The organism is Bradyrhizobium sp. CCBAU 51627 (assembly GCF_028128765.1).
Lineage (GTDB): Bacteria > Pseudomonadota > Alphaproteobacteria > Rhizobiales > Xanthobacteraceae > Bradyrhizobium.
On the sequence record NZ_LBJG01000005.1, the window covers coordinates 144,961 to 158,520 of the forward strand.

Genomic DNA, 13,560 nt, shown 5'->3' on the forward strand with positions numbered 1-13,560 from the left:
GATGGCGAGAAGCGTCACGGCGAAGAAGAACGTCAAACCGGCAAAACCGCCTTACGTGCTCGACGAGCAGGTCGGCTTCATCCTGCGCCAGGTCTGGCAGCGCCACAGCTCGATCTTCTCCCGGGACATCGGCACCAATCTGACGCCGACCCAGTGGGCGGCATTATCGAAGCTCGCCGAGACCGGGCCGTGCTCGCAGAATCAGCTCGGGCGGCTGACGGCGATGGATGTCGCCACCATCAAGGGCGTGATCGACCGCCTGACGGCGCGCGGCCTCACCGAGACCAGCCAGGATCCCGAGGACGGGCGGCGGCTCCTGGTGAGCCTGACGCGCGCCGGTCAGCAGCTTGCGGAAAAGCTCGCGCCGAACGCGATCGCGATCACCCGGGAGACGCTGGCGCCGCTCGATGCGAAAGAGCGTGAGACGTTGATGGTGCTGTTGAACAAGCTGAGGTGATTGTCGCGTCATTCCGGGGCACGCGCATCGCGCGTGAACCCGGAATCCAGAGGTTGTTGCGCGAGATTCCAGGATCGCGCTGACGCGCGCCCCGAATGACGGCAAGAGCCGTCACTTCGCCACCACCTCCGGCACTTTGCCGGCCGGCGGCGTGTTGCGGCTGCGTTGCGTCCGCACGATGCCGTCGATGATGGTCATGCCGATGCCGGGGAGATCGCCGAGCTGGACGCTCTCCAGGATGTTCTTGCCCGGCGAGTGCTGGGCCTTGTCCATGATGACGAAATCGGCGGAGCGGCCAACTTCGATGAGGCCGCAATCGAGTTCGCGCATCCGTGCAGTGTTGCCGGTGGCGAGACAAAACGCGATCTCGGCCGGCAGCTCGCCAAGCGAGGACAGCATCGAGACCATGCGCAGGATGCCGAGCGGCTGTACGCCGGATCCGGCAGGGGCGTCGGTGCCGAGGATGACGCGGTGCAGGTCGCCCATCTCGCGCGCGGTGCGCAGCGTGAAGAGAGCCGAACGCTCATTGCCGTTGTGCACGAGCTCGAGGCCGCGTTTGCAGCCCTCGCAGATGCAACGGATCTGGTCGTCGGGAAGCGCAGTGTGGCCGCCATTGATGTGGCCGACCACGTCGGTATCGGCCTCCAGCACCACGTCCTTGTCAATCAGGCCGGAGCCGGGAATCGAGGGGCCGCCGGTGTGGATCGTGCTCTGGATGCCGTATTTGCGCGCCCAGCCGACCATCTTGCGTGCGGTGGGACCATCCTTGACGCCGCCGAGGCCGACCTCGCCGAGCAGCTTGACGCCGTTCGCGGCCATCTCCTTGAAGTCTTCCTCGACCATCTCGCATTCGATGACGGGCGCGCCGGCGTGAACCTTCACCCCGCCCGGGCGCAAGGTCCAGAACGCGCGCTGGGCGAACACCGCCATCGCCTTGAGGCCGACGACATCGCGGGGCCGGCCGGGCATGTGCACTTCGCCGGCGGAGATCATGGTGGTGACGCCGCCATGGAGATAGCTGTCGATCCAGTTGATCTGGTTCTGCCGGGGCGTCCAGTCGCCCGCGACGGGGTGGACGTGGCTGTCGATCAGGCCCGGTGCCACCGTGGTGCCGTTGGCATCGACGATCGTGGTGGCGCCTTCGACGTTGCAGTCCTTGAAGCGGCCGATCGCGGTGATCTTGCCGTTCTCGGCGACGATGGTGTCGCCGTCCAGGATCGGCTTTTCCAGCGCGCCGGACAGGATCAGGCCGATATTGCGGATCACGAGCTTCGAGGGTCCGGCGGCCTGGGGTGCGTCATGCGCCATGGAAGGGGCTCCTTATTCCTAACTGCAACGCTTTCGATCTTGGGCAGCCTTGACCGCGGGATCAAGCAGGATTATTCATTAGTATACGAATGATCGTGTACAAACGACGCATAGCTGCCCGCCTCGAAAACGCATAGATGCGACACGGATAGGTGAGATGAGCAATTTCAATCAGGAAAGCGTTTTGAGCGTCCACCACTGGACCGACACGCTGTTCTCCTTCAAGACCACCCGCAGCCCGACCTTCCGCTTCCGCAATGGCGAGTTCACCATGATCGGGCTCAAGGTCGGCGAGAAGCCCTTGCTGCGGGCCTACAGCGTCGCCAGCGCCAATTACGAGGACACGCTCGAGTTCTTCTCGATCAAGGTGCCGGACGGACCGCTGACCTCGCGGCTCCAGCATCTGAAAGAGGGCGACGAGATCATCGTCAGCCGCAAGGCTACCGGTACGCTCGTCATCGACAATCTGGAGGAGGGTCGCAACCTCTACCTCATCGGCACCGGTACGGGCCTTGCTCCATTCCTGAGCGTGATCAAGGACCCCGAGACCTATGAGCGGTTCGAGAAGGTGGTGCTGTTGCACGGCTGCCGCCACGTCAAGGAGCTCGCCTATGGCGAGATGATCACCGAGCACCTGCCGAAGGACGAACTGCTCGGCGAGTACATCCAGAACCAGTTGATCTACTATCCGACCGTGACGCGCGATCCCTTCCGCAACCGCGGCCGCATCACCGACCTCATCACGTCAGGCAAGCTGTTCGCCGATATCGGCCTGCCGGTGCTCGAGGCTGCCCACGACCGCGTGATGATTTGCGGCAGCCCGGCGCTGGTGGCGGACACCCGCGTGCTGCTGGGCGAGCGCGGCTTCGCCGAGGGAAATCATGGCGAGCCGGCCCAATTCGTGGTCGAAAAGGCCTTTGCCGAGCGCTGAGCCGGCAAGACCCGCACAATAACACCGCATTTTCGCCGCCCTGCGGGCGTTGCGGCGCCGATTCGGCGCTTGATACACTGTGGGACCGAATCAGCGGAGTTCCCACATGGTTGCGGACAGTGACAGCAACATCGCCTGGCACCGGGTTCAGTTGAAGAAGAACCGCGTCGAGTTGAAGGCGCTGGAGACCGCACGCTTCACGATGGGCGAGATCGCGTCCTCGAAGCGCAACGGCCAGACCCAGAAGGCGATCGCGGAACTGAAGCGCAAGATCGCGCAGTCCGAGCGCGCCATCGCCGATCACGACAAGCGCACGCGTCGACCACTCGGCACCGATCTGCAAAGCCTGAGCAACGGCAGCTGGAGCCACTGGGACGCCTACACCAATCAGCAGCAACGCAAGGCCGGTCCGCGCTCGCCGGGACGGAGTTAAGTCGGCTCCGCGCGAACGCTGGTTCCGGTCCTTGCATCAGCGGCGTCGCTCACCATCTGGTTGAGGCGTCAACCATCCCGGTGATCCCATGGCACCGCGCCTCGATTTCACCAGCGAGACCTTCTTTCGCGATCCGCCCAAGGCCATTGCGACCCTGCGGGCGTCCGGCCCTGTGGTCGCGACACGCTTTCCCCTCGTCGGCGATGTCTGGATCACCACGACCCACGACACGACCGCGCAGGTGCTGAAGGACAGCACGATCTTTACGCTGCGGAAGGAAGACGGCGACGTAGCCGGCCTGCGCTGGTGGATGCCGGGGCTGGTCAGGACCATCGCCAACAACATGCTGACAATGGACGAGCCTGACCATACCAGGCTGCGCAGCATCGTGGACGAAGCCTTCCGTCGCCGCGCCATCGTTGCAATGGAGCCGCGCATCCAGGCTATTGCCGATGACCTTGCTGCGGGGTTGTTTGCGAACGGAAGCCCGGCCGATCTCGTCGAGCGCTATGCGCGCATCCTGCCGCTGTCGGTGATTTCGGAGCTGCTCGGCCTGCCGATGGCCGATCGCCCGCGCTTCATCGCGTGGGCCAATGCGATGTCTTCGCTGACCAGCATCGTCAGCTTCTTTCGCCTGCTGTTCGCGTTCCGCAGGATGCGGAGTTATCTCGCCGAGCAGCTGCAGGTCGCGCGCGAGCAGGGTGGCGAAGGTCTGATCGCCGAGTTGGTTCAGGTCGAACGCGAGGGTGGCAAGATCACGCCGGACGAAATGGTCTCGATGGTGTTCCTGCTGCTTGCGGCGGGCTCCGAGACCACGACGCATCTCATCAGCGGCTCCGTTTACGAGCTGCTCAGGAATCCGGGTCTGCGTGACTGGCTGGAAGAGAACTGGAACCGCGTGGGGATCGCCGTCGAGGAGTTTCTGCGTTTCGTCTCGCCGGTGCAATTTTCAAAGCCGCGCTATGTGCGGCGGGATGTCGAGCTCGACGGGGTGCAACTGAAGAAGGGCGATCGCGTCATGGTCATGCTTGCCGCCGCCAACATGGACCCGGCGGTGCACGACCGGCCCGAGCAGCTCGATCTTGCGCGCAAGCCGAACCGTCATATCTCCTTCGGCACGGGAATCCATTTCTGCCTGGGTCATCAACTTGCGCGGATCGAAGGCGCGTGTGCGCTCAAGGCGCTGTTCACGCGCTGGCCGCGTCTCGGTCTTGCCGTCGATCCATCGCAGATTCACTGGCGCAAGCGGCCGGGCCTTCGCGCGATTGCGAAACTCCCTGTAACGGCAGAGACAGGCGGAACAGGCGACGCGGCTGCGCCGTTCGCGACGGTCGATCGTTCCCTTGCTCAGGTGAACTGACGCGCCCCAGCGAAAAGATTACGGTATGCGACCTGCCAGGAACGGGGCTCGGTGACATCAGTTGTCACTGAGACCTCGCGGCGATGGTGGGCACCAGTTCCGCGCCACCTGCACCCGCAGTTCTTACATTTCAGGAGGCAGCATCATGACCAGCAAAATGCCACCTGTTCCGCCGGACAATCAAAGCCGAAAGGGAACTGGCGACGACAAGCAAATGTCGGCCAATCAGGCACCTCGCGGCCGGCAACGCGTGGAGAACCCGAGCGAGCAGGGCCAGCAGGGCAACATCAAGCAGAATACGACCAATCAAGGTTATCAGCAGGATCGCTGAGGAGGGCGACTTTCATGTCGACATCCACCAAGACACCGAACAGCATTCGTCAGGGCGGCCCCGGCGCCTCGCACGAGAACGCGAAGGCGCCGCTCGAAGTCAAGAAGCCACCGCCTGACGATCCTCAGCGCCGACGCAGCCGCGTATCCGGCGGCGGAGGCGAACGTGATTCTCATCACAGGCACGATCCCGCAGACAAGAGCGGAGGCTGATCAATCATGAGCAGCAAGCACGCAAAACTAGGCGCACCGACAAGCAAGGATCTTCGTCAGAACCCGTTGATCGGCGGGTCCCGAGGCGCGAACATGGCGGCCGCATCGCCCGACGATGTCGAGGATGCGCTCGGCGAGAATACGATCGAAGGCGATCTGGAGAACGATGTGACCTTTGCCGGCGGCATCGACAAGGACGTGGCACATAGTGGGGCCCCTCGCAGAGGACGGAGGCCATGATGCAGGGCAAGAAGACGCACGAACAACAGCGGCGAATCCTCGAGCGCAAGCCGGATTTCCCCGACGCGCGAGAGCTGGATCAGGCTTTGCGCCCCGAGGAGGATACGCCGCGTCGCGTCGGTGCTCCGACCGGGAAGGACGGTCGCCCATCGCAGGAATGACGAGCGGACAACTGCAAGAGGAGAAACCGAATGCCAGCTGGGAATGGCAGCAAGACCCACTTCAGATCGGGCATGCATGGCAAAGGCAACGGCACCGGCGCTTTTGCCGAGGTCTCAAAAGAGAAGATCGGCGACAACATGGTGCTGTCCAACCGGGACAAGGCTCAACATTCCGACATCCGCGGCATGGACGGAAAATCGATCCAGACCGAGCAGTATCAGGACCATTCCGCCAACCGGCTGGGACATGACGATGACTAAGAGCTGAGAACCGAAGACGCCGGTCGTATCCTCCCTCGACCGAGAAGCTGCGGACCGGTGTTCAGCCGGTCCGCTTTTTGCGGAGACCAGATCGCGTTCCCAGCCGAACACGGAGCGCCCGTCGAGGTCCGGTGATGCGGCACGTTCACCTGCAATGAACGATTCCACCGACGGCCCATCCGCTGTGCGCTCAAGGCGGCGCGCCTGATCGTCGAGGCGCTTGATCGCCTGCATTTCCTCCTCGCGCCCGAGTTTTGCGCTCTGGATCGCGCCTTTCAGGACGCGGATGGTCTCGTCATAGACCTTGATCGGAACGGGGTAGGGATGCCGGTCCTTGCCGCCATGGGCGAGCGAGAAGCGCGCGGGGTCCCGGAAGCGATAGGGCGCACCGTGGACGACCTCGGCGACCATGGCGAGCGAGCGCACGGTGCGCGCGCCGACGCCGGGCGTCAGCAGCAACTCGGGGAAATCGACCGGCCCGCGTTCGGCAGCCGCCGCGAGCGTGCCGTGCAGGCGGCGCGCGAACACATCGTTCGGCCTGACGTCGTGATGATCAGGCATGATCAGGTGCGGCAGCATGGCCTGCGCCGGTACGGCCACCGTGCCGGCGAGCCGCTCGAATTCCGCGAGGATGCGATCGGGGCCGAGCTCGCCGAGCAGATCGAGCTGCGCGGTGCGCGAGAGATCGGCGCGATGGTCAGTGAGATTGACGATCTCGCCTTGCTGCGGGCCGTCGATCGCGCTGTGCGGCGTATCGACAAAGCTCTTCAGTGCCTCCGAATGCCAATGATAGCGTCGGGCCTGGCGCTTGTCGCCGTTCATGCCCTGTTGCACCACCGTCCACTTGCCGTCGGCGGTGACGAAGAAGCCGTGCAGATAGAGATCAAAGCCGTCCTGCACGGCGGCGCTGTCGACCTTCGCCACGAGCCGGCTGGCGCGCGTGAGCTTTGCACCGTCGAAGCCGACACGATCACCGAGTTGCGACAGCTCGTCCGGCGTCTTGCGCGAATGCTGGCCGCGGCCGCCGCAGACATAAATGCCGAGCTCGTCCTGGAGGGGCCCGAGCCCGCGCTTCAGCGCACCGATCACGGAGGTCGTGATGCCCGAGGAATGCCAGTCCATTCCCATCACGGCGCCGAACGACTGGAACCAGAATGGATGCGATAGCCGCTGCATGAAGGCGTCGCGGCCGTAATGATGCACGATCGCCTGCGTGACGATCGCGCCCAGCGAGGCCATGCGGCTGGCCAGCCACGGCGGAACTCGTCCGCTATGAAGAGGAAGATCGGCGCTGCCGGTGCGTCTGGTCATGGCTGCTCCAAATTAGCGCAATTCGGCACGGTTGCACCAGAGGAATGCTGCGTTGCACTGCGCGGGGGAGCGAAGCGCGCTGGAACGCGTTGGCGCAGCAGCGAATGCAATTTTCGGGCACGTGAATGAATTGGCAGGTCGTCATGGCCGACGTCGACAAGATGTTCGGATGGATACCATCATGGTTCATCGGTCTCGGCCTGGTTGTCGGGGCGATCATGGTCGCGTTGTCCTTCTATCGGTTTGCGGTCTGGCTGCTCAACCGTGCCTTCGGAACCCGGCGTCCGCTGCTCAGCGTGTTCATCGAGCGCACCTCCGGGCCGGCGCAGCTGGCGCTGTGTCTGGCCGCTGTCGCTTTGGTCCTTCCCCTCGCGCCTTTGGATGATGCGTTCCGCACGCCGCTGACGCGCCTGTTTGTGGTCGCTTTCATCGCGTTGATCGGCTGGATATCGACCCGCATCGTCGACATGAGCGCTGCGCGCTACTTGCAGAATTTCCGCGACGTCACCGAGAACTTCATCGCGCGCAAGCACGTCACGCAGATCCGCGTGTTCAAGCGCGTCATCGATACCATCATCGTCATCATCACGGTATCCGCTGCGCTGATGACGTTCGATTCGGTGCGGCAATATGGTGTCAGTCTGTTCGCTTCAGCTGGTGCCGCCGGTATCATCGTCGGTCTTGCCTCCCGGCCGCTGCTCAGCAACCTGATCGCGGGTTTGCAGATCGCGATCACCCAACCGATCCGGATCGAGGACGCCGTCATCATCGAGAACGAGTGGGGATGGGTCGAGGATATCGCCGCGACTTATGTGGTGATTCGGCTGTGGGACTGGCGCCGCATGGTGGTGCCGCTGTCGTATTTCATCGAAAAGCCGTTCCAGAACTGGACCCGCGATACGGCGTCCCTGATCGGCGTGATTGCGCTCCATGTTGACTACCGCGCCGACGTGCCGCGCATCCGGCGCTGGCTGGAGGGCGCGGTGAAGGAGTCCAAGCTGTGGGATGGCGCGGTGGTCAATCTCCAGGTAATCGACGCGGATTCCCGCACCATCGAGCTGCGCGCGCTGGTCAGCGCCCGCAACGCGCCACAATCCTGGGATCTGCGCTGCGAGATCAGGGAGAAGTTGATCGCCTTTATCCGCGATGAGATGCCCGAAGCCCTGCCGCGCGAACGCGCGATCCTGATCCCATCCGGCGGCGATGACGATGACTTTCCACGGCGCGCCGCTTCGGAGAAGATGCGGGCGAGCGCACACAATTGAATCAATGAGATGAGTTGCCGCCGATCACGGCGGCGTCGGCCTGGCGGGCCGCCATCGTTTTTGTTGACGAGACCTGATCTGTTGTACGATAGTACAAATAGTATGGTACGCAAGCCCACCAGCAAGGATACGGCCCGCAAGCCGAACATGCGCGAGGCAATCCTCGCCGCGGCCGAGGAGCTGTTTGCCACCAACGGCTTCAACGCCGTCTCGGTGCGCGACATCGCGCAGGCCGCCGGGGCCAATCCCGGCAGTGTCACCTATCATTTCAAGACCAAAGACGGCCTGCTGCTGGAGATCTACCGGCGCCATTGCGGGCCGATGAACCTGCGGCGCTCAGAGCTGCTCGGCGCCGCCAGGCGCGTGCGCGATCTTCAGGACCGGCTGGAAGCGATCGTGCGCGCCTATGTGGTGCCGGCCTTCACCTCGGGCAGCGATCTCGCCGGCGGCGGCGCGCGCTTTACGCGTCTGCGCGCCGTGATGTCGGCGGAAGGAAACGAGGTCGCGCGAAAAATCATCGCGCAGACCTTCGACGACACCAGTCATGCCTTCATCGATGCGATCCACGAGAGCCTGCCGCACATTCCGCGCACCGACATCGTCTGGCGCTGTCACTTCCTGCTCGGCGCGCTCTATTACTCGCTGGTGACGCCGGATCGCGTCTCGCGCCTCTCGCGCGGCGAGGCCGACGGCAGCGATTCGGCTAGCGCCATCGAACAATTGGTGCAGGCCACCGTGGCCGCGTTTCAGGCCCCTGCGCTCGACCAGGCTGCGCCGGCGCGGCGGCGAACAGTCGTCAGCAGCAAGACGTGAGAGAGGCCGTCTCGCTCGGCGGTTGAAGTGATGACGATGACCTACACGCCGACCATCCCGCCGCCCGATCCGAACACGCGGACGCCGAAGTTCAAGCTGCCAAAGCTGTCCTGCGATGCCCATTGCCACGTCTTCGGCCCCGGGGCGAAGTACCCGTACGCGCCTGATCGATCCTACACGCCGCCGGACGCGCCGCTCGAAGACTTCAAAGTCCTGCATGCCAAGCTCGGCGTGGAACGCGCCGTCATTGTGAATGCCAGCGTGCACGGTACCGACAATACGGTAGCCCTCGATGCCATTGCCCAGAGCAATGGCGCCTATCGCGCGGTCGCCAACATAGACGACACCATCACCGAGCGCGAACTTCGCGCGCTGCATGAAGGCGGTTTCCGCGGCTGCCGCTTTAATTTCGTCCGTCATCTTGGCGGCCTTCCCGACAGGGGCGTGTTCAACCGCATCATCGCCATGGTCGCGCCGCTCGGCTGGCACATCGATCTGCATTTCGATGCGATCGACCTGCCTGAATATGCCGACATGCTGACAAAGCTGCCGCTGAGCTACACGATCGACCATATGGGCCGGGTCAAGGCCTCCGAGGGGCTCGACCAGCTTCCGTTCAAGATCCTGATCGAGCTGATGCAGCGGGACGAGAAGTGCTGGGTCAAGATCTGCGGCTCCGAACGGGTCTCCTCGGCCGGCCCGCCGTTCATAGACGCAGTGCCGTTCGCGCGAAAAATCGTCGAGACCGCGCCGGACCGTGTCATCTGGGGCACCGACTGGCCGCATCCCAACGTCAAGGCGATGCCGAATGACGGCGATCTTGTCGATCTGATCCCGCTGTTCGCACCGGAGCCGGAATTTCAGCACAAGATCCTGGTCGACAATCCCGCGCGCCTGTTTGGGTTCGAACGATGACCGCGATGGCGATCGACAAGCCGCGGGGGCGAGCCTGGTGGAAAGAGCTCTGGATCCAGGTGCTCATTGCCATGGCGGCCGGCATCGCGGGAGCCGCCTTCGTGGTGCTGGCGGCAACGCTGTCCGCAACCGGCCCGATTCCGGTAGCGAGTGTGGCGCTGGTGCTCGGCATCCATCGCCTGATGTCACAGGGGCTGACGCCGACCAATCTGATCGGGAACGCGGTTGCGACGATCGCGATTGCCAAATGGGAGGGCGCGCTCGACGGTGAGGAACCCGTGGCTGACGCGGCCTCGTGAAAATGCTGTCGCCATGACGCAGGCAGCCTGATGTTGAAGAAGCAAGAGGGGAGTTCTCCCATGAAAACAGGTCTCGTGATCACCGCCCATCCCGGCGATTTCGTGTGGCGCGCCGGCGGCGCCATCGCGCTGCATGCGAAGAAGGGCTATCGCATGAAGATCGTCTGCCTGTCCTTTGGCGAGCGCGGCGAGAGTCAGTTCGCCTGGAAGGAAAAGGGGGCGACGCTGGAATCGGTCAAGGCCGGCCGCAAGGACGAGGCCGAGCGCGCGGCAAAGCTGCTCGGGGCCGAGATCGAGTTCTTCGATTGCGGCGACTATCCGCTCAAGCTGACGGAAGCGCATTTCGACCGCATGGTCGACATCTACCGCGAGCTCAGCCCGAGCTTCGTGCTGACGCACGCGCTGGAAGATCCCTACAATTTCGACCATCCCAATGCGGCGCACTTCGCCCAGGAGACCCGGGTCGTCGCCCAGGCCATGGGGCATAAGCCCGGTGCGCAGTACAAATATTCGGCGCCGCCGGTGTTCCTGTTCGAGCCGCACCAGCCCGAGCAGTGCAATTACAAGCCGGACCTGATCCTCAAGATCGACGAGGTCTGGAAGGGGAAGTACGAGGCATTCCAGATCCTGGCGGCGCAAAAGCACCTCTGGGGTTATTACGAGCGCGTCGCGCTCAACCGCGGCATCCAGGGCAGCCGTAACACCGGCGTGCCCATGACCTATGGGGAGGCCTATCAGCGCCTGTTCCCCACCGTTGCGGAGGAGCTCGCATGAAGCCGGTCGTTGTCCGCAATATCAAGCGCGCCGATCCCGCGGGGATGGCGGAATACGGCGTCTCGACGGTGCACGAAGCCTATGGCCGCCTCGGCCTGATGAAGCCGTATTTGCGACCGGTCTGGGCCGGTGCGTCGATCGCCGGTCCCGCCGTCACCGTGCTCGCGCAGCCCGGCGACAACTGGATGATCCACGTAGCGGTCGAGCAGTGCAGGCAGGGTGACATCCTCGTCGTCGGCTGCACCACCGACAATACCGACGGCATGTTCGGCGAGCTGCTGGCGACCTCGCTGCAGGCGCGCGGCGTGCAGGGGTTGATCATCGACGCCGGCTGCCGCGACGTCAAAGCGCTACACGAGATGAAGTTTCCAGTCTGGTCGCGCGCGGTCTCGGCCAAGGGCACGGTCAAGGCCACGCTCGGCTCGGTCAACATCCCCGTGGTTTGTGCTGGCGTGAACGTCGATCCTGGTGACATCATCGTCGCCGATGGCGACGGCGTCGTCGTAGTGCCGAAGCGTTACGCCGCGGAGGTTGCCGAGAAGGCGAGGAAGCGCAATGCGGACGAGGACGGCAAGCGCACGCGTCTTGCTTCGGGCGAGCTTGGCCTCGACATGTACGGCATGCGCGAGGCGCTGGCGGAGGCCGGGCTCGTCTATGTCGACAATCCCGAGGATGTCTGACGTCGGAGCGCGCGGATGGATCGTCTCAAGTTGAAGGCCGTGCTCGGCAGTCACCCTCACGTGAAGGCGGTGAAGAGCGGCGAGCTCCGCTCCGACCTGTTCGACCTCGACTTCATCGAGTACACGCCGACCAATACGGCGTTCAAGCCGATGGTGCGCGAGCAGGCCTTCGATGTCTGCGAGATGGCGATCGTCACGTATCTGATGGCGAAAGCCCACGGCAAGCCGCTGGTGCTGCTGCCGGCGACCATGCTCGGCCGCTTCCAGCATGCCTATGCGCTCTACAATCCCGCGCAGAGGATGCTCGGGCCATCCGATCTCGAGGGCAAGCGCGTCGGCATCCGCTCGTTCACGACGACGACGGGCGCCTGGATCAGGGGTATCCTCGCCAACGACTATGGCGTCAATCTCAATACCATCAAATGGGTGACGTTCGAGGATCCGCACGTCGCCGAGTATGTCGACACCACCGAACGCGCGCCGAAGGACAAGAAGATTTTGCAGATGCTGCTCGACGGCGAGCTCGACGCAGTCCTTGGCGAGACCTCTGATAATCCCAAACTGAAGCCGCTTTTTCCCGACCCGGCCACGGAAGCCACGAAATGGTACGCTCGCCGCGGCGTCGTCCCGGTCAATCATCTCGTGGTCGTGACCGAGCAGCTGGCGAAATCACGGCCTGATGTCGTAGCGGGAGTCTATGATCTGCTCAAGTGGAGCAAGGCGCAGGCGGGACCTGCTGCAGTGCCCGATCTCGTTCCGTTTGGGGTCGAGGCGAACAGAAAGCCGTTGGAGCTGATCGTCGACTACGCATTCCAGCAGGCGCTGATTCCGCGCCGCTATGCGGTCGAGGAGCTGTTCGACGAAACGACACGAGGATTGAACTGATGGCGGATCCGAAGCGGTGGCGGATCGGGCTGGTTGGCTATGGCGAGGTTGGCCGGATCCTGGCCGAGGATTTGCGCCAGCAGGACATCAAGGTCGCGGCCTACGACATCAAGCTCAGTGGCGAGCAGGATGCGCCGCTCGGGGAGCATGCGAGGAGATTCGGCGTGACGCTCGCGGCTTCTCACGCCGAACTGACCGCGAAATCCGATTTCATCATCTCAGCGGTGACGGCCAGTCAGGCGGTGCCGGTGGCAAAAGCCTGCGCGGCCGCGATCAACCAGGGCACGTGGTTCCTCGATTTCAACTCGGCTTCTCCCGGCGCCAAGCAAAGAGCAGCAGCGCTGATCGATGGTGCAGCGGGACGTTATGTCGAGGGCGCGGTGATGACCTCGGTGCCGCCTTATCGCATCAAGGTGCCGCTGCTGCTCGGCGGTCCCGGCGCGAAGGAACTGGAGCCGCTGCTGAATGCGATCGGCTTTGCGGCCAAGGTCGCAAGCGACAAGCTCGGCGTGTCCTCGGCCGTCAAGATGTGCCGCAGCATCATGATCAAGGGCCTTGAGGCCATGGTGATCGAAAGCTTCACCACTGCGCGCGCTTATGGCGTCGAGGATGCCGTACTGGCCTCGCTCGCGGAAACGTTTCCGGCGATCAATTGGGAGAAGCAGGGCGCCTATTTCTTCCAGCGCGTGATCGAGCACGGTCGTCGCCGTGCCGAGGAAGTGCGCGAGGTCGCCGAGACTGTGCGCGAGGCGGGGCTGACGCCGTGGTCGGCGCAAGGCACGGCCGAGCGTCAAGCCTGGGTGGCCGATCTCGCCGACGAGGGGGTGTTCGGGCCTAGGGGAACGAAGGAGTTTGCCCGCAGCGCGGACTGGCGCACCGAGGCGGATCGGATCCTGGCGAAAATCAAACGTTGAGGCCGCGCGC

17 protein-coding genes and 2 pseudogenes are annotated in these 13,560 nt (G+C 63.8%); 17 read left to right on the top strand and 2 right to left on the bottom strand.

Features of this window, described 5'->3' with window-relative positions; translation table 11 throughout:
- Position 1: 1 nt before the first annotated feature.
- The gene (locus XH88_RS02875) at positions 2 to 457 is read left to right on the top strand and encodes a MarR family winged helix-turn-helix transcriptional regulator (RefSeq protein WP_271613907.1); all 456 of its coding nucleotides are present in this window, start codon (positions 2 to 4) and stop codon (positions 455 to 457) included.
- A gap of 111 nt (positions 458 to 568) precedes the next feature.
- Here the strand turns inward: XH88_RS02875 and XH88_RS02880 are convergent, their stop codons facing one another.
- The gene (locus XH88_RS02880) at positions 569 to 1,765 is read right to left on the bottom strand and encodes an amidohydrolase family protein (RefSeq protein ID WP_271613908.1); all 1,197 of its coding nucleotides are present in this window, start codon (positions 1,763 to 1,765) and stop codon (positions 569 to 571) included.
- Between the two features lie 157 nt (positions 1,766 to 1,922).
- Between XH88_RS02880 and XH88_RS02885 the strand changes: the two genes are divergently transcribed.
- From XH88_RS02885 to XH88_RS02920, 8 genes are all read left to right on the top strand, one after another.
- A complete protein-coding gene (locus XH88_RS02885) occupies positions 1,923 to 2,696 on the top strand; it encodes a ferredoxin--NADP reductase (RefSeq protein ID WP_271613909.1) in 774 nt (257 codons plus the stop codon).
- A gap of 106 nt (positions 2,697 to 2,802) precedes the next feature.
- On the top strand, positions 2,803 to 3,129 hold the full coding sequence (locus XH88_RS02890; protein ID WP_271613910.1) for a hypothetical protein: 327 nt from the start codon (positions 2,803 to 2,805) through the stop codon (positions 3,127 to 3,129).
- Between the two features lie 88 nt (positions 3,130 to 3,217).
- On the top strand, positions 3,218 to 4,489 hold the full coding sequence (locus XH88_RS02895) for a cytochrome P450 family protein (RefSeq protein ID WP_271613911.1): 1,272 nt from the start codon (positions 3,218 to 3,220) through the stop codon (positions 4,487 to 4,489).
- A 145-nt stretch (positions 4,490 to 4,634) separates the two neighbouring features.
- On the top strand, positions 4,635 to 4,820 hold the full coding sequence (locus XH88_RS02900) for a hypothetical protein (protein ID WP_271613912.1): 186 nt from the start codon (positions 4,635 to 4,637) through the stop codon (positions 4,818 to 4,820).
- Between the two features lie 14 nt (positions 4,821 to 4,834).
- Positions 4,835 to 5,032, top strand: coding sequence for a hypothetical protein (locus XH88_RS02905; RefSeq protein WP_271613913.1), 198 nt, complete (start codon positions 4,835 to 4,837; stop codon positions 5,030 to 5,032).
- Between the two features lie 93 nt (positions 5,033 to 5,125).
- The gene (locus tag XH88_RS02910) at positions 5,126 to 5,272 is read left to right on the top strand and encodes a hypothetical protein (RefSeq protein WP_271613914.1); all 147 of its coding nucleotides are present in this window, start codon (positions 5,126 to 5,128) and stop codon (positions 5,270 to 5,272) included.
- Entirely contained in the window at positions 5,269 to 5,433 is a 165-nt protein-coding gene (locus XH88_RS02915) for a hypothetical protein (RefSeq protein WP_271613915.1), read from the top strand. The genes XH88_RS02910 and XH88_RS02915 overlap by 4 nt, the downstream gene beginning before the upstream one ends.
- Before the next feature lie 30 nt (positions 5,434 to 5,463).
- Positions 5,464 to 5,694 (top strand): hypothetical protein, encoded by a 231-nt coding sequence (locus tag XH88_RS02920; RefSeq protein ID WP_271613916.1) that lies wholly within the window; start codon positions 5,464 to 5,466, stop codon positions 5,692 to 5,694.
- Between the two features lie 75 nt (positions 5,695 to 5,769).
- On the opposite strand, the pseudogene XH88_RS02925 reads toward XH88_RS02920, so the two are convergent.
- Positions 5,770 to 7,005 (bottom strand): annotated as a pseudogene (locus XH88_RS02925) (DUF763 domain-containing protein); the annotation flags it as partial.
- Positions 7,006 to 7,130: 125 nt separating this feature from the next.
- Between XH88_RS02925 and XH88_RS02930 the strand changes: the two are divergent.
- The 8 genes and pseudogenes from XH88_RS02930 to XH88_RS02965 all read left to right on the top strand — a co-directional run bounded on the left by XH88_RS02930 (position 7,131) and on the right by XH88_RS02965 (position 13,550).
- Positions 7,131 to 8,270, top strand: coding sequence for a mechanosensitive ion channel family protein (locus XH88_RS02930; protein ID WP_271613917.1), 1,140 nt, complete (start codon positions 7,131 to 7,133; stop codon positions 8,268 to 8,270).
- 102 nt (positions 8,271 to 8,372) lie between these two features.
- Complete coding sequence (locus XH88_RS02935; protein ID WP_271613918.1) at positions 8,373 to 9,083, top strand: TetR/AcrR family transcriptional regulator; 711 nt, start codon at positions 8,373 to 8,375, stop codon at positions 9,081 to 9,083.
- A gap of 30 nt (positions 9,084 to 9,113) precedes the next feature.
- Positions 9,114 to 9,998, top strand: coding sequence for an amidohydrolase family protein (locus XH88_RS02940; protein ID WP_271613919.1), 885 nt, complete (start codon positions 9,114 to 9,116; stop codon positions 9,996 to 9,998).
- 2 nt (positions 9,999 to 10,000) lie between these two features.
- Positions 10,001 to 10,297 (top strand): annotated as a pseudogene (locus XH88_RS02945) (cation:dicarboxylate symporter family transporter); the annotation flags it as partial.
- A 60-nt stretch (positions 10,298 to 10,357) separates the two neighbouring features.
- Positions 10,358 to 11,071 (top strand): PIG-L deacetylase family protein, encoded by a 714-nt coding sequence (locus XH88_RS02950; protein WP_271613920.1) that lies wholly within the window; start codon positions 10,358 to 10,360, stop codon positions 11,069 to 11,071.
- Positions 11,068 to 11,751, top strand: coding sequence for a 4-carboxy-4-hydroxy-2-oxoadipate aldolase/oxaloacetate decarboxylase (locus tag XH88_RS02955; RefSeq protein ID WP_271613921.1), 684 nt, complete (start codon positions 11,068 to 11,070; stop codon positions 11,749 to 11,751). The genes XH88_RS02950 and XH88_RS02955 overlap by 4 nt, the downstream gene beginning before the upstream one ends.
- Positions 11,752 to 11,766: 15 nt before the next feature.
- On the top strand, positions 11,767 to 12,636 hold the full coding sequence (locus XH88_RS02960; protein ID WP_271613922.1) for a hypothetical protein: 870 nt from the start codon (positions 11,767 to 11,769) through the stop codon (positions 12,634 to 12,636).
- On the top strand, positions 12,633 to 13,550 hold the full coding sequence (locus tag XH88_RS02965; RefSeq protein WP_271614345.1) for a DUF1932 domain-containing protein: 918 nt from the start codon (positions 12,633 to 12,635) through the stop codon (positions 13,548 to 13,550). Before XH88_RS02960 ends, XH88_RS02965 begins: the two co-directional genes overlap by 4 nt.
- The last annotated feature ends 10 nt before the right edge of the window (positions 13,551 to 13,560 follow it).